The sequence below is a fragment of the Verminephrobacter eiseniae EF01-2 genome (assembly GCF_000015565.1).
Taxonomy (GTDB): Bacteria; Pseudomonadota; Gammaproteobacteria; order Burkholderiales; family Burkholderiaceae_C; genus Acidovorax; species Acidovorax eiseniae.
Genome location: NC_008786.1, coordinates 1,692,565 through 1,718,027, shown reverse-complemented (window position 1 = coordinate 1,718,027; position 25,463 = coordinate 1,692,565). Strand labels below are relative to the sequence as shown.

At 66.2% G+C, this 25,463-nt stretch carries 23 protein-coding genes, 1 pseudogene and 1 riboswitch; of the genes and pseudogenes, 19 read left to right on the top strand and 5 right to left on the bottom strand.

Annotation, left to right across the window (positions count from 1 at the left end):
- Nucleotides 1-167: 167 nt before the first annotated feature.
- The 7 genes from VEIS_RS07460 to VEIS_RS07440 are packed head-to-tail and all read left to right on the top strand — an operon-like array spanning nucleotide 168 to nucleotide 4,558.
- The gene (locus VEIS_RS07460) at nucleotides 168-677 is read left to right on the top strand and encodes a DUF1993 domain-containing protein (protein ID WP_011809298.1); all 510 of its coding nucleotides are present in this window, start codon (nucleotides 168-170) and stop codon (nucleotides 675-677) included.
- 52 nt (nucleotides 678-729) lie between these two features.
- The gene (locus VEIS_RS07455; RefSeq protein ID WP_011809297.1) at nucleotides 730-1,662 is read left to right on the top strand and encodes an SMP-30/gluconolactonase/LRE family protein; all 933 of its coding nucleotides are present in this window, start codon (nucleotides 730-732) and stop codon (nucleotides 1,660-1,662) included.
- A 3-nt stretch (nucleotides 1,663-1,665) separates the two neighbouring features.
- Nucleotides 1,666-2,724, top strand: a complete 1,059-nt coding sequence (locus VEIS_RS07450) for a malate/lactate/ureidoglycolate dehydrogenase (RefSeq protein WP_011809296.1) — start codon at nucleotides 1,666-1,668, stop codon at nucleotides 2,722-2,724.
- A gap of 35 nt (nucleotides 2,725-2,759) precedes the next feature.
- Nucleotides 2,760-3,011: a hypothetical protein gene (locus VEIS_RS25785; RefSeq protein ID WP_232287877.1), complete on the top strand. Its 252-nt coding sequence runs from the start codon at nucleotides 2,760-2,762 to the stop codon at nucleotides 3,009-3,011.
- Complete coding sequence (gene lpxC / locus VEIS_RS07445; protein WP_011809295.1) at nucleotides 2,981-3,904, top strand: UDP-3-O-acyl-N-acetylglucosamine deacetylase; 924 nt, start codon at nucleotides 2,981-2,983, stop codon at nucleotides 3,902-3,904. The genes VEIS_RS25785 and lpxC overlap by 31 nt, the downstream gene beginning before the upstream one ends.
- A gap of 7 nt (nucleotides 3,905-3,911) precedes the next feature.
- Nucleotides 3,912-4,088, top strand: a complete 177-nt coding sequence (locus tag VEIS_RS29665) for a hypothetical protein (RefSeq protein WP_198137968.1) — start codon at nucleotides 3,912-3,914, stop codon at nucleotides 4,086-4,088.
- Nucleotides 4,028-4,558, top strand: a complete 531-nt coding sequence (locus VEIS_RS07440) for a RidA family protein (protein WP_232287876.1) — start codon at nucleotides 4,028-4,030, stop codon at nucleotides 4,556-4,558. The genes VEIS_RS29665 and VEIS_RS07440 overlap by 61 nt, the downstream gene beginning before the upstream one ends.
- 59 nt (nucleotides 4,559-4,617) lie before the next feature.
- Here the strand turns inward: VEIS_RS07440 and VEIS_RS25780 are convergent, their stop codons facing one another.
- Nucleotides 4,618-4,770 (bottom strand): hypothetical protein, encoded by a 153-nt coding sequence (locus tag VEIS_RS25780; RefSeq protein WP_157048436.1) that lies wholly within the window; start codon nucleotides 4,768-4,770, stop codon nucleotides 4,618-4,620.
- A 251-nt stretch (nucleotides 4,771-5,021) separates the two neighbouring features.
- Between VEIS_RS25780 and VEIS_RS07435 the strand changes: the two are divergent.
- Nucleotides 5,022-7,366 (top strand): annotated as a pseudogene (locus tag VEIS_RS07435) (Ig-like domain-containing protein).
- Nucleotides 7,367-7,494: 128 nt separating this feature from the next.
- Here the strand turns inward: VEIS_RS07435 and VEIS_RS31080 are convergent.
- Both VEIS_RS31080 and VEIS_RS28385 read right to left on the bottom strand, forming a co-directional pair.
- The gene (locus tag VEIS_RS31080) at nucleotides 7,495-7,623 is read right to left on the bottom strand and encodes a hypothetical protein (RefSeq protein ID WP_265259613.1); all 129 of its coding nucleotides are present in this window, start codon (nucleotides 7,621-7,623) and stop codon (nucleotides 7,495-7,497) included.
- A gap of 87 nt (nucleotides 7,624-7,710) precedes the next feature.
- A complete protein-coding gene (locus tag VEIS_RS28385; protein ID WP_157048435.1) occupies nucleotides 7,711-7,854 on the bottom strand; it encodes a hypothetical protein in 144 nt (47 codons plus the stop codon).
- Between the two features lie 253 nt (nucleotides 7,855-8,107).
- Here VEIS_RS28385 and VEIS_RS07425 point away from each other — a divergent pair, with 253 nt between their 5' ends.
- Together VEIS_RS07425 and thiC are read left to right on the top strand one after the other, a co-directional pair.
- The gene (locus tag VEIS_RS07425) at nucleotides 8,108-10,441 is read left to right on the top strand and encodes an Ig-like domain-containing protein (RefSeq protein WP_011809291.1); all 2,334 of its coding nucleotides are present in this window, start codon (nucleotides 8,108-8,110) and stop codon (nucleotides 10,439-10,441) included.
- A 97-nt stretch (nucleotides 10,442-10,538) separates the two neighbouring features.
- A riboswitch (TPP riboswitch) is annotated at nucleotides 10,539-10,664 on the top strand.
- A 97-nt stretch (nucleotides 10,665-10,761) separates the two neighbouring features.
- A complete protein-coding gene (gene thiC / locus VEIS_RS07420) occupies nucleotides 10,762-12,657 on the top strand; it encodes a phosphomethylpyrimidine synthase ThiC (protein ID WP_011809290.1) in 1,896 nt (631 codons plus the stop codon).
- Between the two features lie 354 nt (nucleotides 12,658-13,011).
- Here thiC and VEIS_RS07415 read toward each other — a convergent pair whose 3' ends face one another.
- Nucleotides 13,012-13,938, bottom strand: coding sequence for a Bug family tripartite tricarboxylate transporter substrate binding protein (locus VEIS_RS07415; RefSeq protein ID WP_265259888.1), 927 nt, complete (start codon nucleotides 13,936-13,938; stop codon nucleotides 13,012-13,014).
- Nucleotides 13,939-14,307: 369 nt separating this feature from the next.
- On the opposite strand from VEIS_RS07415, the gene VEIS_RS07410 reads away from it, so the two are divergent.
- The 3 genes from VEIS_RS07410 (at nucleotide 14,308) to capA (ending at nucleotide 19,448) form a co-directional block, all read left to right on the top strand.
- Complete coding sequence (locus VEIS_RS07410; protein WP_011809288.1) at nucleotides 14,308-15,384, top strand: NAD/NADP octopine/nopaline dehydrogenase family protein; 1,077 nt, start codon at nucleotides 14,308-14,310, stop codon at nucleotides 15,382-15,384.
- A 206-nt stretch (nucleotides 15,385-15,590) separates the two neighbouring features.
- Nucleotides 15,591-17,357, top strand: coding sequence for a caprolactamase subunit beta (capB, locus tag VEIS_RS07405; protein ID WP_011809287.1), 1,767 nt, complete (start codon nucleotides 15,591-15,593; stop codon nucleotides 17,355-17,357).
- Between the two features lie 18 nt (nucleotides 17,358-17,375).
- On the top strand, nucleotides 17,376-19,448 hold the full coding sequence (gene capA, locus VEIS_RS07400; protein WP_011809286.1) for a caprolactamase subunit alpha: 2,073 nt from the start codon (nucleotides 17,376-17,378) through the stop codon (nucleotides 19,446-19,448).
- A gap of 19 nt (nucleotides 19,449-19,467) precedes the next feature.
- Here the strand turns inward: capA and VEIS_RS07395 are convergent, their stop codons facing one another.
- Nucleotides 19,468-20,421: an AraC-like ligand-binding domain-containing protein gene (locus VEIS_RS07395; protein ID WP_011809285.1), complete on the bottom strand. Its 954-nt coding sequence runs from the start codon at nucleotides 20,419-20,421 to the stop codon at nucleotides 19,468-19,470.
- A gap of 162 nt (nucleotides 20,422-20,583) precedes the next feature.
- Between VEIS_RS07395 and VEIS_RS07390 the strand changes: the two genes are divergently transcribed.
- From VEIS_RS07390 to VEIS_RS07365, 6 genes are all read left to right on the top strand, one after another.
- Nucleotides 20,584-21,186, top strand: coding sequence for a YqgE/AlgH family protein (locus VEIS_RS07390; protein WP_011809284.1), 603 nt, complete (start codon nucleotides 20,584-20,586; stop codon nucleotides 21,184-21,186).
- Nucleotides 21,183-21,668, top strand: coding sequence for a Holliday junction resolvase RuvX (ruvX, locus tag VEIS_RS07385; RefSeq protein ID WP_011809283.1), 486 nt, complete (start codon nucleotides 21,183-21,185; stop codon nucleotides 21,666-21,668). Before VEIS_RS07390 ends, ruvX begins: the two co-directional genes overlap by 4 nt.
- The gene (gene pyrR, locus VEIS_RS07380) at nucleotides 21,665-22,189 is read left to right on the top strand and encodes a bifunctional pyr operon transcriptional regulator/uracil phosphoribosyltransferase PyrR (RefSeq protein WP_011809282.1); all 525 of its coding nucleotides are present in this window, start codon (nucleotides 21,665-21,667) and stop codon (nucleotides 22,187-22,189) included. Before ruvX ends, pyrR begins: the two co-directional genes overlap by 4 nt.
- Before the next feature lie 3 nt (nucleotides 22,190-22,192).
- Nucleotides 22,193-23,164: an aspartate carbamoyltransferase catalytic subunit gene (locus tag VEIS_RS07375; protein ID WP_011809281.1), complete on the top strand. Its 972-nt coding sequence runs from the start codon at nucleotides 22,193-22,195 to the stop codon at nucleotides 23,162-23,164.
- A gap of 74 nt (nucleotides 23,165-23,238) precedes the next feature.
- Nucleotides 23,239-24,537 (top strand): dihydroorotase, encoded by a 1,299-nt coding sequence (locus tag VEIS_RS07370; protein WP_011809280.1) that lies wholly within the window; start codon nucleotides 23,239-23,241, stop codon nucleotides 24,535-24,537.
- A gap of 60 nt (nucleotides 24,538-24,597) precedes the next feature.
- Nucleotides 24,598-25,356, top strand: a complete 759-nt coding sequence (locus VEIS_RS07365) for a lysophospholipid acyltransferase family protein (RefSeq protein ID WP_011809279.1) — start codon at nucleotides 24,598-24,600, stop codon at nucleotides 25,354-25,356.
- The last annotated feature ends 107 nt before the right edge of the window (nucleotides 25,357-25,463 follow it).

The following is a 25,463-nucleotide window of genomic DNA, read 5'->3' as shown; positions in this document are numbered from 1 at the left end:
TTCCCCATTCCCCCGGCCAATCCACCCAATCCACCCGACAGGCAGTCCTTCCAGCAGCTTTTTGCCCATCGGCAAATCCTGAAAGCAGACACGGAATGCAAAATGCCCATGCAGCCATTGCACCAAGCCACGCGCACCCGCGCGCGGACGACACCGGAGCGAAAATCATGACCATCTCTTACTACGCCGCCACCGTCCCTGTCTTCAGGCAATCACTGAACGTGATGCAGGACATCCTGAAAAAGGCCGAGGCCTACGCCAGCGCCAAGGACATCGATGCCGCAGTACTGCTCGAGGCGCGCCTGTTTCCAGACATGAGGGACCTGATATACCAAGTGCAGCTCGCCGCCGATTTCGCCAAAAGCGTATCGGCACGCCTGGCCGGCGTCGAAGTGCCTTCCTATCCCGACAATGAAACCAGTTTCGCCGAGCTGCAAGCGCGTCTGGACAAAACACTGGCATTCATCGGCAGCATCGGGCCGGAGCAGTTCGCGGGTGCCGGGAGCCGGGAAATCGTCCTCTATCCGGGCACGGCGAAAGAAAGGCGCTTCACCAGCCAAGCCTATCTGCTGCACTACGGCATGCAGCATTTCTTCTTCCACGTCACCATCGCCTACGCCATCTTGCGGCACAACGGCGTGGAAATCGGCAAGAGCGATTACATGGGCAGCCACTGATCACGCCACCCAACCCGCCCGTATTTTCATGCAACGAGGAAAGACCAGCGCCATGACCACCCACCCCTTCGGCTTTCTCGACGGCACCGGATTCGAGCGGCTCGACCCGCGCTTCGACCGTTGCATTCCCGGCCCCGAGCGCGTCGAGCGCCTGTGGAGCGGCGCGCGCTGGTGCGAAGGCCCGGTGTGGTTCGGCGCGCACCGCACGCTGCTGTGGTCCGACATCCCGAACGACCGCATACTGCGCCTCGATGAGCGCAATGGCACGGTCAGCACCTTCCGCGAACCGGCCAACAACAGCAACGGCCACACCGCCGACCGCCAAGGGCGGCTGCTCAGTTGCGAGCACCTGACGCGGCGCGTGACGCGCACCGAGCATGACGGCTCGATCACCGTGCTGGCCTCGCACTGGCAGGGCAAGCGCCTGAATTCGCCCAACGACGTGGTGGTGCGCTCGGACGGCAGCATCTGGTTCACCGACCCGAGCTACGGCATCCTCTCGGACTACGAGGGGCTGCGCGCGGACAGCGAAATCGGCGCCTGCCATGTCTACCGCATCGACCCCGCCAGTGCTGCCGTCGAGTGCGTGGCCCATGATTTCGTCAAGCCCAACGGGCTGGCGTTCTCGCCCGACGAATCGTTGCTGTACATCGCCGACACCGGCGCCAGCCATCAGCAGGGCGGGCCGCGCCATATCCGCCGCTTCGAGGTCGGCGCGGATGGCCGCAGCCTGCGCGGCGGCGAGGTCTTCGCCGAATGCACCAAGGGCCTGTTCGACGGCCTGCGCCTGGACACCGAAGGGCGCATCTGGAGCAGCGCCGGCGACGGCGTGCACGCCTACCACCCGGACGGCACGCTGCTGGGCAAGATACTGCTGCCCGAGCCGGTCGCCAACCTGTGCTTCGGCGGCCCCAAGCGCAACCGCCTGTTCATCTGCGCGACCAGCTCGCTGTACGCCATCACCTTGAACGCCACCGGAGCCTGAGCCATGGCCAAAACCATGACGGCCGACGGGCTGGAATCGGCCATCGCCCGCATTCTCGAAGCGGCGGGCAGCCTGCCGGCCGAAGCCCGGCAGGTGGCAGCCAACCTGGTGCTGGCCAACCTGAGCGGGCACGACTCGCACGGCGTGGGCATGGTGCCGCGCTATGTCGATGCGGTGGCCGAGGGGGGGCTCAGGCCCAACGCCGCCGTGAAAATCAACCTCGATGCCGGCCAACTGCTGGCCCTGGACGGCCAGCATGGCTACGGGCAGATCGTCGGCGTGCAGGCGATGGAACTGGGCATCGCGCGGGCCCAGCAGCATGGCAGTTGCATCGTCGCGCTCGCGCATGCGCACCACCTGGGGCGCATCGGCCATTTCGCCGAGTTGGCCACGGCGCAGGCGCTGGTCGCGCTGCACTTCGTCAACGTGCTCTCGCGGCCCGTGGTCGCGCCCTGGGGCGGCGGCGACGGGCGCTTTGGCACCAACCCGTGCTGCATCGGCATTCCGCTCGCGGGCGCCGCGCCTTTCGTGCTCGACTACGCGACCAGCCGCGTGGCGCAGGGCAAGATGCGCGTGGCCTACAACAAGGGCGAGCAGGTGCCCGACGGCTACCTGATCGACGAAAAAGGCGCGCCCACCAACGACCCGGGCGTGGTGGTGGTGCCGCAGAGCCAGGGCTTGCTCGGCGCGCTGCGGACCTTCGGCGAGCACAAGGGCTACGGCATGGCGCTGGCGTGCGAACTGCTCGGCGGCGCGCTCACCGGCGGCGGCACCTGGCATCGCCCGGCCGACGACGGGCGCTCGGTGCTCAACGGGATGCTGACGGTGCTGATCGATCCGGCCAGGCTGGGCACGCAGGCCAGCTTCGCGCAGGAGGCGGCGGCATTCATCGACTGGCTGCGCCAAAGCCCGCCCGGCGCAGGCTTTGCCGCCGTGCAAATCGCCGGCGAGCCGGAGCGCCGCGCCCGCGAGGAGCGCGCGCGCGACGGCATCTGGCTCGACGACGCGACCTGGGGCGAAATCGTCGCCGCCGGGGCCAAGGTGGGCCTGACCCTCGCATAGCGCAGACGGCGCGGGCAGGCCCGCCGCAGGCACTAGTGTCGCGTCACCGATCATCTGTCGGTCTGCGCTGGCCATCGAAGCGCATCGCAGCGTTGCATCGCTTGCCAATACAGCTCGGTATGGGCAAGCGATGCGCCTTGCGCTGCGCTCCGATGGCTGCGCGCAGCCTACGACATCTGATCGGTGACGCGACACTAGCGGCGGCCGGCCCGCGGCGCGCCGCCAGCCGGCGGCGGATAGCCACTAAAATCGCAGCATGCTCCAACAACGCAGCCTCAAGACCCTGACCCGCGCCGTAGGCGTCGGGCTGCACAGCGGGCAACGGGTCGAGTTGACCCTGCGGCCTGCGCAGCCGGACACCGGCATCGTGTTCCGGCGCGTGGACCTGCCGCAGCCGGTGGACATTCCGGTGCGGGCCGAGGCCGTGACGGACACCCGGCTGGCCTCCACCATCGCGCAGGGCAGTGCCAAGGTGCATACGGTGGAGCATCTGATGTCGGCCTGCGCCGGCCTGGGCATAGACAACCTCCATGTGGACATCACGGCCGAAGAAGTGCCGATTCTCGACGGCTCCTCGGCGTCTTTCGTTTTCCTGCTCCAAAGCGCAGGCATCGTGCGGCAAAACGCGCCCAAACGCTTCATCCGCGTCACGCGGCCGGTGCAGGTGCGCGAAGGCGAGGGCGCAGACGCCAAATGGGCGCAGTTGGCGCCCTACCACGGCTACAAGCTCAGCTTCGAGATCGGCTTCGACCATCCGGCCGTGGATGCGACCGGGCAGCGGGTCGAGTTTGACCTGGGGCGGGGCAACTACCGGCGCGACATTGCCCGCGCGCGCACCTTCGGCTTCACGCGCGATGTCGAACTGATGCGCGCCAACGGCCTGGCGCTGGGCGGCGGCCTGGACAATGCCATCGTGATGGACGACTACAAGGTGCTCAACAGCGACGGCCTGCGCTACGACGACGAGTTCGTCAAGCACAAAATCCTCGATGCCATGGGCGACCTGCACCTGCTCGGCAAGCCCTTGCTGGCCGCGTACAGCGCGTTCCGCTCCGGCCATGCGCTGAACAACCGGCTGCTGCGCGCACTGCTGGCCCAGCGCGATGCCTGGGAGGTGGTCACTTTCGAGGACGAGCGCCAAGCCCCCGGCGGCTTCGCCCAGCCGGCGCAGGCCTGGTGATCGCGCCATGCTGATCGCGCGCTGGCTGGCCCTGTTGCTGCTGCTGGCTGCGGCCATGCTGTTTGCGCTGTATGCCGTCACCGGGCAGGCGCATTACAAGCGCCTGGGGCTGGCGATCCTCCAATGGACGACGCTGGCCGCCGTCTTCTTTTTCGCTGTGATCCTTGTAGAGAGGCTGACATGACATCGATGGACAACCCCCCCGAAGCGCCCGCCGAAGCCGCCGGTGAACCGGCCCATCCGGACCGGGATGCCTGCCCGCGCAGAAAAACCAGAACACTGATCAGTTCAGGCTCCGCCTTCGAACAGCACATCGGCTACTCCCGCGCAGTGGCGGTGGGCGAATGGGTGTTCGTTTCAGGCACGACAGGCTTCGATTACGGCACCATGTCCATCCCGGACAGCCTGGTCGAGCAAACCGAACAGTGCCTGAAGAACATCGAGTTCGCGTTGCGGCAGGCAAACTCCAGCCTCCAGGATGTGGTTCGTGTGACCTATGTGCTGCCCAATGGGGCCGAGTTCGATCGATGCTGGCCGGTGCTGCGCAAGCACTTCGGCGAAGTGCGCCCGGCAGCCATGATGATTTCTGCGGGGCTGGCGGATCCGCGCATGAAGATCGAGATAGAAGTGACAGCGCTGCGGTCACTGCCTTGACGGCCGGACGCACCGCCGCAGTCATTCCATCCGTCGCGACGGCAGGCGCTAGTGTCGCGTCACGGATCAGATGTCGTAGGCTGCGCGCAGCCATCGGAGCGCAGCGCAAGGCGCATCGCGCAGCCCATACCGAGCTGTATTGGCAAGCGATGCAACGCCGCGCTGCGCTTCGATGGCCAGCGCAGACCGACAGATGATCGGTGACGCGACACTAGGCTGCATCTGCGCTGCCCCCGCCCAATGGGGTCGTTTCCAGTGACGCCCACTCCGTTCATCATGACAGTCGCGATGCGCAGCGCCCGCGCTATACTGCTGCCCGCAAAATTCGTTTCCAGTTGTCAAAAATGTCACACCGCCGCCGGGCAGACAACGGCATCACGGACATGCCTGCGCTGTGGTACTGACCACGGCGGATGACTGAAACCCGATCGATCTCTTTGTCATTTCATCGAAAGGAAATCCCATGGCGACGCAGCCTCAGCTCCAGATACTCATCTCAGACACGGACCTCACCGTCGGTGAAACAATGTCCGTCACCTTCGATACCAACCACTCCCGGGAGATTCGCGTCACTGGAGGAATAGCGAGCCGGAATTACGTCGAGGGGTTGAGCGTAGAGAATGCCAACGGCACGATGGACATAGCGAGTTGGCACCAGCCGGGGGGCAAGTGGGTCGGCACCTTCCGCCCCAACGCGGGCGTGGAGGCCACCGGCTGCTACCTGCGCTACACCGCCCCCGCCAAGCAGGTATGGTCGCCGGGCGCCAACGCCATGGTCGACATCCCTGCCAGGGATGTTCGCAGCCCGCTCTTCAACATCGACACCAAGCCGCCCACCATCCTGGCCGCCGAAACCCGCAGCACCGACGCCAGCCTGACCGCCAACGAAACAAACATCGTCACCTTCAAATTCCACGAGCAGGTCGTGGGCTTTGACAGAAATGACCTGGCGATAGAGGGCACGGGCGAGATCACCAACCTGCAGTCCACCGACGGAGGCACCACTTGGCAGGTCACCGTGCGGGCACCGGCCAATATGGCGGCAAACACCGTCGCCAGGGGCAACCAGATCAAGATAGCCATGTCCGGCATCAAAGATGCCAAGGGCAACGAAGGCGTGGGGATCCAAACCATCGCCACCTACGACATCGACAGCAAGGCGCCCAGCGCCACCATCACCGTCACACCCAACCCCGTCACGAACAACAACGACAGACTGGTCACCGTTACCATCACCTTCGACGAGGAAGTCACCGGCTTCACGGCAGACAACATCGATCTCAGCAACGCCAATGTCGGTACCCGTCCCGGCGCCGGCCGCACAGAAACGCTGGTCCGCGCGATCGACGGCCGCCGCGCCTACTCCATCACCTACACGGCCGCTGCGGACACCGAGGATGCCACCAACACCATCAGCCTGCGCAACCTCAATACCATTCGCGACACCGCAGGCAACGTCGCAACGGTCAACCCCACCAGCAACAACTTCGAGATCGACACCCGGGCGCCCACGGTCACGGTCGCGATGGACAAAGAGCGCCTGACCGCTGGCGAAACCGCCACCGTCACTTTCACCTTCAGCGAGACCGTCACCGGCTTCAGCGACGCTTCCATCGTTGTGGATGGCGCCAACGGCACTCTGGGCAACCTGAGGCAGGACACAGCCGACGGCAGAATCTGGAGAGGCACTTTCACCCCCACGGCCAGCCTGTCCAACACCCGCAGCCAGATCAGCGTGAATTACGAGGGCATCAGAGACCGCCACGGCAACAGCAACAGTGGTACGAGCACAGCCCGCAGCTACACCGTCGACACCGCCGTCTTTGCCATCATCAGCGCCACGGTGAACGGCAGGCAGTTGGTATTGCAGTACAGCGATGAAACCGCGCTGGACCCGGAGCAGGCCCATAACGCGCCCAACGATGCGTTTGTGGTGCTGGTCGATGGCGTGCGCAACAACGTCACCGGCGTGCTCGTGGATGCAGCGGCCAAGACCATCACGCTGACGCTCGACAGCGCCGTGACCCGGGGCCAGCAGGTGAGCGTCGCCTACGACGACCCCAGCACCGGCGACGACCCGCAAGCGGTGCAAGAAGCCACCACCGGCAACGACGCGGCCAGCTTCGCGGCCAAACCGGCGACCAACGTTACCCCCCCCCCCCCCCCCCCCCCGCACCGGATACATCGAATGCATCGAATGCGCCAGACGCACCGGACTCCGACCGCGACGGCCTGTCCAACGACCAAGAGGACCAGGCCGCCGGTCTGCTGCGCCCCGATGGCTCGGCCGGCCTGTCTGGTGATGGCAACGGCGACGGCATCAAAGACAGCCAGCAGGCCGCCGTCGCTTCGACCCGCGACCAGACCCTGGTGGCCGGCAGCCAGAACGGCAAACTGATCCCCGACAGCAACGCGCGCATTACCGAACTGGTGCGCAACGATGCCCCCGCCAATCTGCCCAAGGGCATGGAGATGCCGATCGGCCTGACCTCATTCAAGGTCGGCTTGGCCGAAGGCCGCAGCACCGAGAGCTTCAGCCTGTACGTAGACCCCGCGCTCGGCGCCAATGGCTACTGGGTCAAAGACAGCACCGGCACCTGGGTGAATCTGGCCAGCGAACCCTACGGCGGCAAGGTGGCCAGCGAAGGCGGGCGCACGCGGCTGGACTTTCAGATCCAGGACGGCGGCGAGTACGACGCCGACGGTCAGGTCAACGGCAGCATCACCACCCCCGGCGCCGTGGCGAAGATGCCGCTGTCCATCGTCGGACAGGCGTCGGATGCCCATTCGTCCGGCTTTTGGTACTGAGGGTCGAGCGGGCTGCTCGGGTTGCGCAGGCACATAGCCAGACCAGCCTCGTCTCGGCAGCGCCACTGATGCGAGGCGATGCCGAAGAAATTCGGCTGGCCTGGCGAACCCGACGAACTTGATCCGGTTCATGTCACTGCCTTGACGGCCAGGCGCACCCCGCCGCAGATCGCCCGCATTCGTGCGTAGTGACCCTTGGTGGCCCGGTACTCGTCACCACCATCGGCACCGTATTTCTTGCCCGCCAGCACGGCCATGTCCTCGAATCCCGGGCGTTGACCATGCCTGGAGCGCCGCAGTCATTCCATTCGTCGTGACGGCAGGCGCCAGTGTCGCGTCACGGATCAGATGTCGTAGGCTGCGCGCAGCCATCGGAGCGCAGCGCAAGGCGCATCGCTTGCCAATACCGAGCGTATTGGCAAGCGATGCAACGCCGCGATGCGCTTCGATGGCCAGCGCAGACCGACAGATGATCGGTGACGCGACACTAGGCTGCACCTGCGCTGCCCCCGCCCAATGGAGTCGTTTCCAGTGACGCCCCCACTGCGTTCATCATGACAGTAGCGATGCGCAGCGCCCACGCTATACTGCTGCCCGCGAAATTCGTTTCCAGTTGTCAAGAATGTCACACCGCCGCAGACCGAACAACGGCATGACTGGCATGTCTTCGCAGCGGTGCTGACCACAACGGATGGCCAAAACCCGATCAATCTCTTTGCCATTTCATCGAAAGGAAATCCCATGACGGTTCAGCTCCAGATGCTCATCTCAGACACTGACCTCACAGTCGGCGAAGTAATGTACGTCACCTTCGATACCGAGCACTCCCGGGAGATTCGCGTCATGGGAGGACACGTGAACCTGGATTACGTCGAGGGGTTGAGCGTAGAGAATGCCAATGGCACGATGGACATAGCGAGTTGGCGCCAGCCGGCGGGCAAGTGGGTCGGCACCTTCCGCCCCAACGCGGGCGTGGAGGCCACCGGCTGCTACCTGCGCTACACCGCCCCCGCCAAGCAGGTATGGTCGCCGGGCGACAACGCCATGATCGACATCCCTGCCAGGGATATCCGCAGCCCGCTCTTCAACATCGACACCAAGCCGCCCACCATCCTGGCCGCCGAAACCCGCAGCACCGACACCAGCCTGACCGCCAACGAAACAAACACCGTCACCTTCAAATTCCACGAGCGGGTCGTGGGCTTTGACAGAAATGACCTGGCGATAGAGGGCACGGGCGAGATCACCAACCTGCAGTCCACCGACGGAGGCACCACTTGGCAGGTCACCGTGCGGGCACCGGCCAATATGGCGGCAAACACCGTCGCCAGGGGCAACCAGATCAAAATAGCCATGTCCGGCATCAAAGATGCCAAGGGCAACGAAGGCGTGGGGATCCAAACCATCGCCACCTACGACATCGACAGCAAGGCGCCCAGCGCCACCATCGCCGTCACACCCAACCCCGTCACGAACAACAACGACAGACTGGTCACCGTTACCATCACCTTCGACGAGGAAGTCACCGGCTTCACGGCAAACAACATCGATTTCAGCAACGCCAATGTCGGTGCCCGTCCCGGCGCCGACCGGACAGGAGCGCTGGTCCGCTCAACCGACGGCCGCACCTACACCATCACCTACACGGCCGCTGCGGACACCGAGGATGCCACCAACACCATCAGCCTGCTCAACCTCAACACCATTCGTGACACCGCAGGCAACGCCGCAACGGTCAACCCCACCAGCAACAACTTCGAGATCGACACCCGGGCGCCCACGGTCACGGTCGCGATGGACAAAGAGCGCCTGACCGCTGGCGAAACCGCCACCGTCACTTTCACCTTCAGCGAGACCGTTACCGGCTTCAGCGACGCTTCCATCGTCGTGGATGGCGCCAACGGCACTCTGGGCAACCTGACGCAGGACACAGCCGACGGCAGAATCTGGAGAGGCACTTTCACCCCCACGGCCAGCCTGTCCAACACCCGCAGCCAGATCAGCCTGAGGATGGACGGCATCAGAGACCGCAACGGCAACGCCGCCAGCGCTGCGGGCGCAGCCCGCAGCTACACCGTCGACACCGCCGTCTTTGCCATCATCAGCGCCACGGTGAACGGCAGGCAGTTGGTATTGCAGTACAGCGATGAAACCGCGCTGGACCCGGAGCAGGCACATAACGCACCCAACGATGCGTTTGTGGTGCTGGTCGATGGCGTGCGCAACAACGTCACCGGCGTGCTCGTGGATGCAGTGGCCAAGACCATCACGCTGACGCTCGACAGCGCCGTGACCCGGGGCCAGCAGGTGAGCGTCGCCTACAACGACCCCAGCACCGGCGACGACCCGCAAGCGGTGCAAGAAGCCGGCACCGGCAACGACGCGGCCAGTTTCGCGGCCAAACCGGCGACCAACGTCACCCCCCCCCCCCCCCCCCCCCCCCCCCCCGCACCGGATGCATCGAATGCGCCAGACGCACCGGACTCCGACCGCGACGGTGTGCCCAACGACCAGGAGGACCAGGCCGCCGGTCTGCTGCGCCCCGATGGCTCGGCCGGCCTGTCTGGTGATGGCAACGGCGACGGCATCAAAGACAGCCAGCAGGCCGCCGTCGCTTCGACCCGCGACCTGACCCTGGTGGCCGGCAGCCAGAACGGCAAACTGATCCCCGACAGCAACGCGCGCATTACCGAACTGGTGCGCAACGATGCCCCGGCCAATCTGCCCAAGGGCATGGAGATGCCGATCGGTCTGACCTCATTCAAGGTATCGCTGGCCGAAGGCCGCAGCACCGAGAGCTTCAGCCTGTACGCAGACCCGGCGCTCGGCGCCAATGGCTACTGGGTCAAGAACAGCACCGGCACCTGGGTGAACCTGGCCAGCGAACCCTACGGCGGCAAGGTGGCCAGCGAAGGCGGGCGCACGCGGCTGGACTTTCAGATCCAGGACGGCGGCGAGTACGACGCCGACGGTCAGGTCAACGGCAGCATCACCACCCCCGGCGCCGTGGCGAAGATGCCGCTGTCCATCGTCGGACAGGCGTCGGATGCCCATTCGTCCGGCTTTTGGTACTGAGGGTCGAGCGGGCTGCTCGGGTTGCGCAGGCACATAGCCCCAGACCAGCCTCGTCTCGGCGGGCGCCACTGCGGGAGCGGCTCCATGGCCTATACTGGCCGCTGCTCCGGGGTGCGCGCAAGCGCTGAGATGCGAGGCGATGCCGAAGAAATTCGGCTGGCCTGGCGAACCCGACGAACTTGATCCGGTTCATACCGGCGGAAGAAGAGCCGACCTCCTTGCCCCCGCCTTCAGGCATACGCCGACGGCCCCGCACGGCAGGAGCGCAAGGCCCATCCCGGAGCAGTGTCCCCCACCCACCGGAACCTGGAGACCTGCCCATGAACGCCCCTGACCCCCACGCCGGCGAGCCATTCGCCGAACGGCTGGCGCTGACGCGCGTGCCCTTTCCCGCATCCTGCAAAGCCTATATCCCCGGCCAGCTATATGCCGATCTGCGCGTGCCGGTGCGTGACATCACGCTGACCAACGGCGAGCAGGTCAGTGTCTACGACAGTTCCGGCCCCTACACCGATGCGCAGGCGGTGATCGATGTGCGCCGGGGCCTGGCCAGCGTGCGCGGGGGCTGGATCGCCGGCCGTGGCGATGTGGAGCATTACGCAGGCCGTGCTCCGCTGGCGGGCGACGATGGCCCAAAGAGCGCCGACGCCGCGCGCCTGGCCGCTCTGCGCGCCGAGGCCGCAGCCTTGCAGCGCCCGCCGCTGCGCGCCAAGGCCGGCGCCAATGTCACGCAGATGCACTACGCCCGGCGCGGCATCGTCACGCCGGAGATGGAATATGTGGCGCTGCGCGAGAACGGCAAGCGCGAGTGGATGGCGCAGTACCTGGCCGACACAGACCGCGAGCAGCGCCTGCGGGGCAACGCCATGGGCGCTGACATCCCGAAGACCATCACGCCCGAATTCGTGCGCGCCGAGGTGGCGCGCGGGCGCGCCATCATTCCGGCGAACATCAACCACCCCGAGCTCGAGCCCATGGCCATAGGGCGCAACTTCAGGGTCAAGATCAACGCCAACATCGGCAACTCGGCCGTTACTTCGAGCATCGAGGAGGAGGTCGAAAAGCTGGTGTGGGCCATCCGCTGGGGTGCCGACAACGTGATGGACCTTTCCACCGGCAGGAACATCCACACCACGCGCGACTGGATCGTGCGCAACGCGCCGGTGCCCATCGGCACGGTGCCGATTTACCAGGCGCTGGAGAAGGTCGGCGGCGTGGCCGAGGACCTGACCTGGGCCATCTTCCGCGACACGCTGATCGAGCAGGCCGAGCAGGGCGTGGACTACTTCACCATCCACGCCGGCCTGCGCCTGGCCCATATCCAGCTGACGGCCGGGCGGCGCACCGGCATCGTCTCGCGCGGTGGCTCGATCATGGCCAAGTGGTGCATGGTGCACCACCGCGAGAGCTTTTTGTACCAGCATTTCGAGGACATCTGCGAGATCATGAAAGCCTACGACGTGTCGTTCAGCCTGGGCGACGGCCTGCGCCCCGGTTGCGCGTCGGACGCCAACGACCAGGCCCAGTTCGCCGAACTGCACACCTTGGGCGAGTTGACCCGGCTGGCCTGGAAGCACGACGTGCAGACCATGATCGAAGGCCCGGGCCATGTGCCGATGCACATGATCGAAGCCAACATGGCCGAGCAGCTCAAGACCTGCCACGAGGCGCCGTTCTACACCCTGGGGCCGCTGACCATCGACATCGCCCCGGGCTACGACCATATCGCCAGCGCCATCGGCGCCGCGATGATCGGCTGGATGGGCACGGCCATGCTGTGCTATGTGACACCCAAGGAGCACCTGGGCCTGCCCAACCGCGACGATGTCAAGCAGGGCATCATGGCCTACAAGATCGCGGCCCACGCCGCCGATGTGGCCAAGGGGCACCCGGGCGCCCGCGCCCGCGACGATGCGCTCAGCCAGGCGCGCTTCGACTTTCGCTGGCAGGACCAATTCAACCTCGGGCTGGACCCGGACACGGCCCGGGACTACCACGACCAAACCCTGCCCAAGGACGCCGCCAAAGTGGCGCATTTCTGCTCGATGTGCGGCCCCAAATTCTGCTCGATGAAGATCACCCGGGAAGTGCGCGACTTCGCTGCGCAACGAGGCCTGGCCGAGACCGATGCGCAGACCTTGGGGCTGGAGCTCAAAGCCGCCGAATTCCAGCGCCATGGCGGTCGACTTTACGTGCCCGTAACGCCTGTGGGGTGAGCGCCACGACGGGGCCGGGAATTCGCTGCGGGCCGTGCTTACCCGGTGCCGTGGAGCAGACAGCCGGGCATAAACTGCAAGGCGGCGCCGCTTCGGCCTTGGTACCGCTGCCGCATGCCGCTGCACCAGCCGTCGCGCCAATCGCCGGCAGGCCTGCGCTGCAAATTCGCTAGCCGATTGTCGTCCGGCATCGTGGGCTTCGGGCGCATGGCCATGCCCGCGTGGCCATGCCCGCCGGCTACGGCGCCAGCGTGCCGTTTGCTCGGAGCGATCCGCCGGCCGCGCCGCTGTCTGGCGGCAACGCCAGGAGGCAGATCAAGCGATGGGGCCGCGCCATGTCTTGTGGCGCATGGGTTACTGAACCGCGATGTTGGAACTCTTTACGACATCGCCCCACTTTTTTATCTCCGCGTCGAGGAACGCGGAAAACTCGGCCGGAGTGCCGCCCATCGGCTCGACGCCCATGGCCGCCAGGCGCGCGCGGAACGCCGGTTGCGCAAGCAGTTTGTTCACGCCTTCGTTCAACCGATCGATCACCGGTTTTGGCGTTCCCTTGGGCGCCATCAGGCACAGCCAAGTGTATGAAACCAGGCTGGGAAAGCCCGCTTCCGCCATGGTTGGCACGTCCGGCACGGTGGCCGAGCGCCGCGGCGACATCACCGCCAGCGCGGTCACTTTCTTGTTGGCGATGAAGCCGGAAATGCCTGGCACCAGTTGAAACATGGCCTGAATGTTGCCGCTGATCAGATCCGTCGTAGCGGCGCCAGCGGAGTTGTAGGGAACATGGACCATGGAGGTCGAGGTCTTTTGGCGAAACAACTCGCCTGCCGTGTGCATGGAACTGCCGTTGCCCGTCGAGCCAAACGACACCTTGTCCGGGTATTTATTCAAATACGCCACGAACTCTTTCACGGTGGTGGCGGGAATCGACGGGTTCACGACCAGGATGTTGGCGACGCTTGCGATGACGACGACCGGCTCGAAATCTGCCTTGGTGTCAAACCCCGGGTCTTGGTACATGGCGGGATTGGTCGCCAATGTGCCAGCACCGGTGAAAAGGAGTGTTTGCCCATTCGGCGCAGATCGCTTGACGAAGACCGCACCGAGATTGCCGTTGGCCCCGGGTTTGTTGGCAACCACGAAGCCCACCCCGAACTGCTTGCCCAGTTCCTCGGCAACGATGCGCGCCAGTGGGTCGGTGGTTCCTCCCCCGGCGCCAAAAGGAACGACCACCTGCACCGGACCGCTTGGCCAAGAATCGGTTTGTGCGGGCGCAGCCATCGGCGACAGCGCGAAAACAAAGGCCAGGGCCAGGATCGGTCGATGGGGCATCATGCGCTCTCAGGAAAGTCAGGGGCGGGGGACGAAGGCGCCAGTCTGCCAGCATCGCATGCAGCCGTGCAACGTCTGGTCGGCCTTTGGCCTTTTGCCCTTTGGCCGGAGGTGGTCGATCGTCCGGCGCTGGTGCGGGGTTGCAGGGCCGTCGTTCGATAATCGGAGTCCGCCATGCCCGGCCCCGCCCGCAGGGTCAGGCATGTGGGTTCCGGGTCGTCGATTCCAGTGGGAAAACAGTGGAAAAAGCAACGGGATTCGATCTGGCGGGTACGGATCGAGATGTCTTGACATGCACCACCGGCAAGAAAGGCCGCTATGAAAGTAAGTATTCTGGGCGCAGGCGGCGTCGCCTTCGGCACTGCGGCCTTCCTGGCCCGGGCGGGACACGACCCGATGCTTTGGTCACCGTCCGGGAAAGGCACGGAACCCTTCGAGGCCGGGGCGCCGCTGGTCGCCCAAGGGGCCATCGAGCTTGAGTTCCTGCCGCGCGTTGCCAAAGATTGCGCGCAGGCCGTCCATGGGGCCGAGGTTTTGTTGATCTGTCTTCCCGGGTTTTGTCACAAGACCACGATGGATGCAGTGGCGCCCCACATTCGGGACGGCCAGACGGTCATCATCAGTTCACATATTTCATTGGGCGCGCTGTATCTGTCCCAACTGCTGGCAGCCCGCGGCATTCGTGCGACGATCATTGCCTGGGGCACGACGCTCATCACCGGAACCAGGAATGCGACTTGCGCCAACGTCGTGACGGTTCGGGGAAAGATGGACGTCGCAACGGTGCCAGAAAGGGATGCGGATCGGGCCGTCGAACTTTGCACCCGGCTTTTTGGGGATCGTTTCGTGCAGCGGGACGGGCTTTTGGCGATCGCCCTGAGCAACCTGAATCCGCAAAATCATCTGGCCATTGCGTTGATGAACCTGACCCGGATGGAACGCGGGGAAACCTGGGGCCAGGCAGAGAATGTGACGCCTGCCGTAGGCCGGCTGATAGAAGCCCTGGACTTGGAGCGTCTTGCCATCGCGGCAGCATTGGGCGTCAAAGTGAAAACGGTCAGGGAGCATTTCTCCCTTTCTTTCCATGTGCCTGCGGCAGGTGTTTCTGAAATGAATCAGCAGATGCACCGCAACGGCAATGGGGGCTTTGGCCCCAAGACGGCCCTGTCACGGTATGTGCTCGAAGATGTTCCTTTCGGCTTGGTCGCGACGGCCCGGCTTGGCCGCCTGGTCGATGCACCCGCCTTGCTCCATGAAGCGGGTATCGCCCTCTTTTGCGCCGCATACGGGCGTGATTTCAGCCGCGAAAACGATCTGCTGCCGGCATTGGGCATGCATTCGTTGTCTCTCGAACAGTTGAAAACATTGGCTCGCGAGGGCGCCGCAATCCACTGACCCCTGCTTGCGCCCCCGCCCGACGGGTGCGGCCTGGGTGCTTACCCGGGTCTGCACTCAGGCACAAACACTTGTGCACGCAGCCACAAGCGTTCGCCGGCATGAACGCCTAGATTGGTATCCAGCGCCGCAGCGCACACCGTGACGTGCAGGCCAGACCCCACCCCCCCGGGTTGTGCGGTCGTACCAAGGAGCCCCATGTGGACATGCCCAAGCCCCGAGTCGATCCGATCACCCTGGCCGTCGTGCGCGGCGCACTGGAGACCACGCAGCGCGAGATGACGCTGACGCTGGAGAAGACGGCGCGCTCCAGCGTTTTCAACGTGGCCCACGATTACAGCAATGCGCTGTTCAATCACCGCGCCGAGATGATTCTTCAGGGGCAGGACATTCCGATCCATCTCGGCGGCCTGATGCCGGCGATGAAGGCGGTGGCCGCGTACTTCGGCGACGATATCCACGAGGGCGATGTGATCTACCACAACGACCCGGTCCTGATGGGCAGCCATATCCTCGATTGCTGCATGTACAAGCCCATCTTCCATCAGGGCAAACTGGTCTTTTGGAGCGTTTGCAAAGGGCATGTGACGGACATTGGCGGCCCGGTGCCGGCGGGCTACAACCCCGCAGCCACGGAGATCTACGCCGAGGGCTTGCGCATTCCGCCGGTCAAGCTGTGGGACAAGGGGCGGCCGCGCAACGATGTCATCGGGTTCCTGCTGGCCAACGTGCGTTCGCGCCGCGACTGGGAGGGCGATTTGCGGGCGCAGTTCGGCGCGGTTTCGATCGGCGAGCGCAATCTGCTGGCATTGCTCGCCAAGTACGGCGTGAGCGAAGTGCAGTCATGCGTCGACGAGTTGCTCGACATGGCCGAGCGTTCCATGCGCGCGCTGTTCGCCTCGATTCCTGACGGCAGCCATGAGGCCAGCGCGGTGCTCGAAGATGCCGGTCACGGCCTGGGGGAACTGCGCATCGGGGCCCGGGTGACGATCGAGGGCGAGCACTGCCACATCCGCATCGACAGCCCGCCGCAGGTGCCTTACTTCATCAACAGTTACGCGGGCAACTCGCATTCAGGCGTGTACCTGGGTCTGATGATGTTTGCCAAAGTCGCGCCGCCGTACAACGAGGGGCTGTACCGCTGCATCACGCTCGACCTGGGCCCCCAGGGCACGCTGTGCAACGCGGCCGAGCCGGCGCCGCATGTGAACTGCACCACCACGCCGATGGAAACGTTGGCCGATGCCGTGCGCCTGGCGCTGGAGCAAGCCGCGCCCGAGCGCGCCGTAGGCTCTTGGTGCCATTCCAGCGGCATCAACATCGCCGGGCGCGACCGGCGCAACGACGAGGAGTACGTGACCATGGTGCTGGCTTCGCTGATCGGCGGGGCCGGGGCCACGGCGCATCTGGACGGATGGAACGCGGTCGGCCCGCAGTGCTGCTTTGGCGCGCTGACTTCGGGCGACATCGAGCTGCTCGAGCACCAGTATCCGATCCTGATCCACCGCTATGGCCTGGTCACGGACAGCGGTGGCGCGGGCAAGAACCGTGGCGGCTGCGCCACCGTCTGGGAGGTCGAGCCCATCGACCACGCGATGACGGTCATCAGTTTCGGCGAAGGCCGCCACTATCCGGCACTGGGGGCGCAGGGGGCGCAGGGGGCGTCGGGTGGGGCAGCGCATGCCGGCTGCAAGCTCGGCCGCATCGAGCGCAAGCAGGGCGACGCAGTGATCGAGGTGCTGCGCAAGAACACCATCCTCAAGATAGCGCCGGGAGAGCGGGTGGCCACCGTGAACCCCGGTGGCGGTGGTTGGGGCCCGGCCTTGGAGCGCGAGATCGGCAAGGTCGTCCATGACGTGCGCAACGGCTATGTGTCGCTGGCCGCTGCCGAGCAGGAGTACGGCGTGATCGTCGATGTCGAGCGCTGGACCGGCCGGCGCGCCGGTGCGCGTCACCCGGCGCCCGGCGTCTGATTTTCCGGAGAGCAAGGCATGAACTATCGACTCGGCGTGGATGCAGGCGGCACTTTCACTGATTTCGTGCTGGCCGACGGCAGCGGCAATGTCCACCTGTTCAAGACCACCTCGACCCCCGAGGACGGCACCCGGGCGATCGCCGAAGGCTTGGCGCAGATTGCGCAAAAGCTGGGCCTGCCGATTGCCGACATCCTGGGCCAGACCGAACTGTGCGTGAACGGCACCACCGTCGGGCTGAACGCGCTGATACAGCACCAAGGCGTCAAGACCGGCCTGATCTGTACCGCAGGCCATGAGGATTCGCTGGAGATACGCCTGGGTCACAAGGAGGAAGGCTACCGCTACGACGACGCCTATCCGCCGGCGCAGATCCTGGTCGAGCGCCATCTGCGCGTGCCGGTGCGCGAACGGGTGCTGAGCGACGGGACGGTGCACACACCGCTCGATGAGCAGGATGTGCGCAATGCCTGCGAGTCGTTCCGGCGCGAGGGCGTGCAGGCGGTGGCGGTTTCGTTCCTGTGGAGCGTGGCCAACGATGAACATGAGCGGCGCGCGGCGCAGATCGTGCGCGAGCTGTTGCCCGAGGCCTATGTCTCGGTGGGCATCGAGGTGTTCCCGCAGATGCGCGAGTACACGCGCACTTCGACCGCCGTGCTCAACGCTTACCTGGGCCCGGTGCTTGGCGCCTATGCGACGCGCATCGACAAGTTCTTTCAGGACAGCGGCCTGCGGGTGCCGGTGCGCTACTTCCAGTCCAACGGCGGCATGGCCTCGCGGGCCGTGATGGTCGCGCGCGCCGTCAACGCGATCAACTCCGGGCCGGCCTCGGCGCCAATGGCGGGCCGGCATATTGCGCAGCCGCTGGGCTTGGCGAATTTCATCACCGTCGACATGGGCGGCACCTCGTTCGACATCACGCTGACGCACCAAGGCCAGACCCAGGTCACCAAGGACAACGATTTTTTGCGCTACCGCATCGGCACCCCGATGATCCAGGTCGAATCGCTGGGTGCCGGTGGCGGCTCGATCGGCTGGATCGACAGCATGGGCCTGCTCAATGTCGGCCCGCAATCGGCTGGCGCAAGCCCAGGGCCGGCCTGCTACATGCGCGGCGGCACCCGGCCCACGGTGACCGACGCGAATGTGGCGCTGGGCTACCTCAACCCGCAGGCGCTGCTCGGCGGGCGCCTGGCCATCGATGCTGCGGCCTCGCGCCAGGCGATTGCGACGCAACTGGCCGGGCCGTTGGGCATCACGCCGGAGAAAGCCGCATACGGCATCTTCAGCATCGTCAACAACAACATGGTCAACGGCATCCGCCGCGTGTCGATCGAGCGCGGCTACGACCCGCGCGACTTCGCGCTGATCGGCGCCGGCGGCGCGACCGCGCTGCACATCACCGCGCTGGCGCGCGAGATCGGCATCCGCACGGTGCTGGTGCCGAAACTGGCCTCGGGCCTGTGCGCCTTCGGCCAGATACTGTCGGACGTGAAGTACGACTACATGGCCTCGGCCCCGATGCGGCTCGACGAGCGCGCCGACATCGCGCTGCTGGAGCAGCGCTTTGCCGCGCTCGAGCGCCAGGGCGCGGCCGTGCTGCACCAGGAGGGCATCGCGCGCGAGCGCATCGCCTTCAGGCGCAGCCTCGATATGCGCTACGTGGGCCAGGTCCATGAATGCCCGGTGGACATTGGCACGCTGGCGCTTGGCGCGGCCAGCCTCGCGGCCATCAAGACCGCATTCCACCAAATGCACCGGCAACTGTTCACCTATGACGAGCCTGACAGCCTGATCGAGATCGTGAATATCGAAACCACCGTCCTGGGCAAGACCGAACCGCTGCGCCTGGCGCAGTGGCCCCGGGGCGGACAGCCGTCGGCGGCGATCAGGACGCACCGGCCGATGGTCTTCGGGGCCGATGCGGCGGCGCTCCAGACCCCCGTCTACGACGGCACGCGGCTTGGCGCCGACGACCTCATCGACGGCCCCGCCGTGATCGAGGAGCCGACCACGACGATCGTGCTGCAATCGGGCTGGCAGGCGCGGCTCGACGCCAGCGGCTGCTACGTGCTCAGCGCGCAGCAATGAGCATGGCCCGGGGGGGGGATTACTTGCCGCTGCGCGCTGGCCGTGATGAGCGCAGCATCTCGCTGGGCGCATGGCCGAACTTCTTGCGAAACGCATGGCTGAATTGGGCCTGGTCGCCAAAGCCCGCGCCATAAGCGATCTGCGCCACCGTGGTCTGCCCGTTGGCGCGGCTGAGCGCTTCATGGGCCGATTGCAGGCGCAATTCGCGGATCCATTGCGCAACCGATTGGCCGGTGTCCTCGAACAACTGGTGCAGATAGCGCAGCGAAATGCCGCTGGCCTGCGCAATGCTCTGTGGTGACAAAGCCGGGTCGGACAGATGCCGGTGCACATGGGCCTCGATGCGCGCCAGGTGCGCATCGCGCACTGCGGAGTGCGAGGACTGCAGCGCATCCGGGTGCTGCTGCAGGCTGAGCGCCAACAGGTCGATCAGCTGGCTTGCCATCAGCGACCGCACATGGCTGCCATGGTCTGCCCGGCAGTGGCGCGCGACCAGTTGCAGGTAATCATGGAACAGCCGGCCCAGGCCCTGCAGGCTGTCGTACTGGCGCGCGCAAAAACGGCTCGGCTCCCCGATGCGCGCCTTCAGCGCCGCGACCGGCAGCTTGAGCACCCACATCGCGTTGTCCTGGCCATGGCCGAAGTCATAGGGTTCCTCGCTCGATTCGAGCAGAAACTGGCCCGGCGCGCAGCGGGTGCTGCGGCCGAGCTGCGTGAATTCGACCTGGCTCTGGAACGGCATGGTCACCAGCATCTGGCGCTCTTGCGCGCGGCAATGCTGGCGCAGGCGGCGATAGGCCAGAGCGCTCGATTGCAGCAGCGATAGCTCGACGGTGCCCAGATCCCAGATGTCGATCTGCCCGTCGAACCGATGCTCGTCGCCAAAGGACAACTGGAGGTCGAAATAGGCATTGGCGATGGCCTCGCGCCAATAACCGGGTTCATGCTCGCGGGTGCAGAAGCGCTTGTGCATCGTGGCTCTCCGCCGGCCATGTGCTGCGGGGGTGCACGGCCGTGGCGGCATTGTGCCGCACCGCGCGATGCGTGCCCGGGCGGCCGGGCTGGTAGTAACCCGGGGCCGTCGGGGCGGACAAAGCGTGCCGGAAGGCGCCGGGTTCACCGCTAAAATCGGCGCATGTCTTTCGCCTCAGCGTCCATCAATCTGACGCATCATTTCCTGATCGCGATGCCGGGTCTGGAAGATGCCGCTTTCGCGCGCAGTGTCGTTTACCTGTGCGAGCACAGCGAACGCGGCGCGCTCGGGCTGATCATCAACAAGCCCACCGACATCACGCTCAAGGGGTTGTTCGACAAGGTCGATCTGTCGCTGCGGCGCGAAGACTTGGGCCGCGAGCCGGTGTTCCAGGGCGGGCCGGTGCAGACCGAGCGGGGTTTCGTGCTGCACGAGCCCATGCCCGACGAGGGCCGCAGCGCGACCGACGGATCGGCCTATGCGTCGACCATGGTCATCCCGGGCGGGCTGGCGATGACCACCTCCAAGGATGTGCTCGAAGCCCTGTCCACCGGCGCCGGGCCGCGCCGGGTGCTGATCACGCTCGGCTATTCGTCCTGGGGCGGCGGGCAGTTGGAGTCGGAACTGGCCGAGAACGCCTGGCTCACCGTGGCGGCCGACCTGTCGGTGATCTTTGACACGCCGGCGCCCGAGCGCTACGACCGGGCGCTGTCGCTGCTGGGCCTGGAGGTCTGGATGCTGTCGCCCTCGGCGGGGCACGCATGACCGGCTTGCCCGCTCAGCCCGCCGTTCAGACTGCCATTGCGCCCGCCATTCCTGCTGCCGCACCTGTTTCTGCACTCGCCCCTGCGCTCGTCCCGGCGCATGTGCGCACCTTTCTGGCTTTCGACTTTGGCCTCAAGCGCGTGGGCGTGGCCAGCGGCAACCGCCTGTTGCTGCGGGCGGCGCCGCAATCGACCATCGCGGCCGTGGGCGCCGCTCGCTGGGCGCAGGTGGCGCAGCGCATCGGGCAGTGGCAGCCCGATGCGCTGGTGATCGGCGTGCCCTTGCACCCCGATGGCGCAAGCCACGAGAACACCGCCTTGGCGCTGCGCTTCGGGCGCCAACTGCGCGGCCGCTTCGGTCTGCCGGTGTTTGAAGTCGATGAGCGCTACAGCACCACCGAGGCCATTGCCGGCGGCGCCAAGGATGCCGATGCCGCTGCGGCCTGCATCATCCTGGAGCAGTTTTTGAGGAGTCTCGAGTGAGCACGGCCGAACCTTCAGCACTGTCGGGAAGTTTGGTGCTCGATGCCGAGGCGCTGTACCGCGAACTGCTGCGCGGTGTGCGCGGTCTGCGCACCGACGGCACGCGCCTGGCGGGCATTGCCTCGGGCGGCGCCTGGCTGGCCGAGCGCCTGCACCAGGAACTGGGCTTGGCCGGGGCGCCCGGCGTGCTGTCTTCGGTGCTGCACCGCGATGACTTTGCCCAGCGCGGCCTGTCGGCTGGCACGCAGACCTTGCTGCCATTCGATGTCAACGGGGCCGATGTGCTGGTGCTCGACGATGTGCTCTACACCGGCCGCACCCTCCGGGCCGTGCTCAACGAACTGTTCGACTACGGGCGCCCGGCCAGCGTGCGCCTGGCCGTGCTGGTCGACCGGGGCGGTCGCGAACTGCCGGTGCAGGCCGACTTTGCCGCCGCCCGCGTGAGCCTGCCGGCGGCGCAGTCGCTGGCGCTGGCACGCGACGGCGGCGGCCGCTTTCACTTGCGGCTCGAAGGGGGCTAGAGCGTGCAGCACCAGCGCAACCCGCAGCTCAACGGCCAGGGCGAACTGATACACCTGCTGTCCATCGAGGGCCTGCCGCGCGACATCGTCACGCATATCCTCGACACGGCCGCCAATTTCGTCAGCGTGAACGACCGCGAGGTCAAGAAGGTGCCGCTGCTGCGCGGCAAGAGCGTGTTCAACCTGTTCTTCGAGAACAGCACGCGCACCCGCACCACCTTCGAGATCGCGGCCAAGCGCCTGTCGGCCGATGTGTTCAACCTGGACATCACGCGCAGTTCGGCCAGCAAGGGCGAATCGCTGCTCGACACCATCGCCAACCTGTCGGCCATGGCCGCCGATCTGTTCGTCGTGCGGCACAGCGAATCGGGCGCGCCGTACCTGATCGCCCGGCATGTCGCGCCCCATGTGCATGTGATCAATGCCGGCGACGGCCGCCACGCCCACCCGACGCAGGGCTTGCTGGATTTGTACACCATCCGGCACTACAAGAAGGATTTCAGCCAACTCACCGTGGCCATCGTCGGCGACATGCTGCACTCGCGCGTGGCGCGCTCGGACATCCATGGCCTGATCACGCTCGGTTGCGCCGAAGTGCGCGCAGTCGGCCCGCGCACGCTGGTGCCGGCCGACATGGCGCAGATGGGCGTGCGCGTGTGCCACCAACTCCAGGAGGGGATCGAGGGCGCCGACGTGATCATCATGCTGCGCCTGCAAAACGAGCGCATGAGCGGCGCGTTGCTGTCTTCGAGCCAAGAGTATTTCAAGAGCTTCGGCCTCACGCCCGAGAAACTGCAACTGGCCAAGCCCGACGCCATCGTCATGCACCCGGGGCCCATCAACCGTGGCGTGGAGATCGACTCGGCCGTGGTCGATGGCCGGCAGAGCGTGATCTTGCCGCAGGTGGGCTTCGGCATTGCGGTGCGCATGGCCGTGATGTCCATCGTCGCCGGCAATGAAGCCTGTGGCCATTGACCCATGCCTGCTATTGAACAGATGGCCGCCGGCGCAGATGCATCATGCGCCAATGGCCGCATTGGTGCCCCATCATGAAGATACTGATCCGGCATGGCCAGGTGCTCGACCCGGGCGCGGGCTTGGCGCAGGGCTGCGACATCGCGCTGGCAGCGGGCCGCATCGTGGGCCTGAACCGTGTGCCGCCGGGCTTCGTGCCCGACCGGGTGCTCGACGCCGATGGCTGCCTCGTGCTGCCCGGCCTGGTGGACCTGGCTGCGCGCCTGCGCGAACCCGGCCATGAGCACGCCGGCATGCTGGCGTCGGAGATGGCCGCCGCCGTGGCGGGGGGCGTGACCAGCCTGGTCTGCCCGCCCGACACCGACCCGGTGCTCGACGAGCCGGGTCTGGTCGAAATGCTCAAGTTCCGCGCCGGCAAGCTGCGGCAGTCGCGCCTGTTCCCGCTGGGCGCGCTCACGCGCAAGCTCGCCGGCGAGGAACTGACCGAGATGGTCGCGCTGACCGAATCGGGCTGCGTCGGCTTTGGCCAGGCCGAGGTGCCGCTGGCCAGCACCTTGGTGCTGCAACGCGCGCTGCAATACGCCGCCACCTTCGGCTACGGCCTGTGGCTGCGTCCGCAAGAGCTGCACCTGGGCCGGGGCGTGGCCGCCAGCGGCCCGCTGGCCACGCGCCTGGGCCTGCCGGGCGTGCCGGTGGCGGCCGAGACGATTGCGTTGCACACCATCTTCGAGTTGCTCAAGACCACCACCGGCGCCCGCGTGCACCTGTGCCGCATCAGCAGTGCCGCCGGGGTGCAACTGCTGCGCAGCGCCAAGGCCGAGGGCCTGGCCGTCAGCGCCGACGTGAGCATCAATTCGCTGCACCTGTGCGATGCGGACATCGGCTTCTTCGACAGCCGGGCCCGCCTGTCCCCCCCGCTGCGCCAGCAGCATGACCGCGATGCCCTCCGGGGCGCGCTGGCCGACGGCACCATAGACGCGCTGGTGTCCGACCACAACCCGGTCGATGAAGACGCCAAGACCCTGCCTTTTGCGCAAGCCGAGCCGGGAGCCACCGGGCTGGAGTTGCTGCTGAGCCTGGCGCTCAAATGGTCGCAGGACAGCGGCCTGCCCTTGGTGCGCGCACTGGCCAGCGTGACCTGCGGGCCTGCGCGCGTGCTCGGAGCGGCCCTGGGCCAGTGGCAAAACAGCCTGGGCCGGATCGTCGAAGGCGGCGTCGGCGATCTGTGCATTGTCGATCCGCAGGCCGTCTGGACGGTGCAGGACCAAGCCCTGCACAGCCAGGGCAAGCACACGCCATTTTCCGGCGACCGGCTGCCGGGCCGCGTGCGCATGACGCTGGTCGGCGGGCAAGTGGTTTTCGAGCGTCGCTGAGCCATGGTGCTGCCCAAGCGCAGATCATGGGTGCCGGGGCCGTTCGACAGGGCCTGGCCGATGCTGCATCTGCTGCGCGCCGGCTGGAAATATCCGCGCGCCGGCTGGCGTGCGCTGCGCCTGCTGGGCCATGTGCTCAAGGGGCTGTGCATCGTGGCGCTGCGCTTTCCCGCCCTGTCGCCGGAGCGGCAACATGCGCATGTGCAGGCTTGGTCTCTGCAACTGCTCACGCATGCCGGCGTCAGCCTGCGGATCGAGGGACAGCCCCCGCTGGGCGGGCCGGTGGTGCTGGTGGCCAACCACCTCTCGTGGCTCGACATCCCGGTGCTGCATGCGGCGTGCCATTGCCGCTTCGTCGCCAAATCCGACGTGCGGGCCTGGCCGCTGATCGGCCGGCTGGCAACGGCTGCCGGCTCCCTGTACATCGAGCGCAACTCGCGCCGCGATGCGTTGCGCATGGTGCGCTCGATGCAAACGGCGCTGCAGCAGCGCGAGGTGCTGGCCGTATTCCCCGAAGGCACCACCGGCGACGGCCGCGAGATGCTGGCGTTCCACGCCAATTTGTTGCAGGCCGCAGTCATCGCCCGGGCACCGGCCCAGCCCGTGGGCCTGCGCTTTGCCGACCAGGCCACCGGCACCATCAGCTTTGCCCCGAGCTACATCGGCGACGAAACCCTGCTGGGCTCGATCTGGCGCACGCTGTGCGCGCCGCCGATCGTCGCCATGGTGCGCTACGGCCAGCCCGAGCATGCCGGCGGGCGCGACCGGCGCGCCTGGACCGGCCAACTGCGCGCCAGCGTCGACCGCTTGCGGCGCTGAAACGCCGGGCGTGCCCTGCGCCCGCGCTTGTGGGCGCTTGTGGGCGAATCGCTGATCGATTCGCTGATCGCTGCGACTGCCCTGGAACAGGGTTGCATCGTGGTCAC

What these genes read in the sequence shown, in the direction of transcription:
- VEIS_RS07460 (WP_011809298.1), top strand. Translation starts at nt 168, where the DNA reads ATGACCATCTCTTACTACGCCGCCACCGTCCCTGTCTTCAGGCAATCA.
- VEIS_RS07455 (WP_011809297.1), top strand. Translation starts at nt 730, where the DNA reads ATGACCACCCACCCCTTCGGCTTTCTCGACGGCACCGGATTCGAGCGG.
- VEIS_RS07450 (WP_011809296.1), top strand. Translation starts at nt 1,666, where the DNA reads ATGGCCAAAACCATGACGGCCGACGGGCTGGAATCGGCCATCGCCCGC.
- lpxC (WP_011809295.1), top strand. Translation starts at nt 2,981, where the DNA reads ATGCTCCAACAACGCAGCCTCAAGACCCTGACCCGCGCCGTAGGCGTC.
- VEIS_RS29665 (WP_198137968.1), top strand. Translation starts at nt 3,912, where the DNA reads ATGCTGATCGCGCGCTGGCTGGCCCTGTTGCTGCTGCTGGCTGCGGCC.
- VEIS_RS07440 (WP_232287876.1), top strand. Translation starts at nt 4,028, where the DNA reads ATGGACGACGCTGGCCGCCGTCTTCTTTTTCGCTGTGATCCTTGTAGA.
- VEIS_RS31080 (WP_265259613.1), bottom strand. Translation starts at nt 7,623, where the DNA reads ATGGCCGTGCTGGCGGGCAAGAAATACGGTGCCGATGGTGGTGACGAG.
- VEIS_RS07425 (WP_011809291.1), top strand. Translation starts at nt 8,108, where the DNA reads ATGACGGTTCAGCTCCAGATGCTCATCTCAGACACTGACCTCACAGTC.
- thiC (WP_011809290.1), top strand. Translation starts at nt 10,762, where the DNA reads ATGAACGCCCCTGACCCCCACGCCGGCGAGCCATTCGCCGAACGGCTG.
- VEIS_RS07415 (WP_265259888.1), bottom strand. Translation starts at nt 13,938, where the DNA reads ATGGCTGCGCCCGCACAAACCGATTCTTGGCCAAGCGGTCCGGTGCAG.
- VEIS_RS07410 (WP_011809288.1), top strand. Translation starts at nt 14,308, where the DNA reads ATGAAAGTAAGTATTCTGGGCGCAGGCGGCGTCGCCTTCGGCACTGCG.
- capB (WP_011809287.1), top strand. Translation starts at nt 15,591, where the DNA reads ATGCCCAAGCCCCGAGTCGATCCGATCACCCTGGCCGTCGTGCGCGGC.
- capA (WP_011809286.1), top strand. Translation starts at nt 17,376, where the DNA reads ATGAACTATCGACTCGGCGTGGATGCAGGCGGCACTTTCACTGATTTC.
- VEIS_RS07395 (WP_011809285.1), bottom strand. Translation starts at nt 20,421, where the DNA reads ATGCACAAGCGCTTCTGCACCCGCGAGCATGAACCCGGTTATTGGCGC.
- VEIS_RS07390 (WP_011809284.1), top strand. Translation starts at nt 20,584, where the DNA reads ATGTCTTTCGCCTCAGCGTCCATCAATCTGACGCATCATTTCCTGATC.
- ruvX (WP_011809283.1), top strand. Translation starts at nt 21,183, where the DNA reads ATGACCGGCTTGCCCGCTCAGCCCGCCGTTCAGACTGCCATTGCGCCC.
- VEIS_RS07370 (WP_011809280.1), top strand. Translation starts at nt 23,239, where the DNA reads ATGAAGATACTGATCCGGCATGGCCAGGTGCTCGACCCGGGCGCGGGC.
- VEIS_RS07365 (WP_011809279.1), top strand. Translation starts at nt 24,598, where the DNA reads ATGCTGCATCTGCTGCGCGCCGGCTGGAAATATCCGCGCGCCGGCTGG.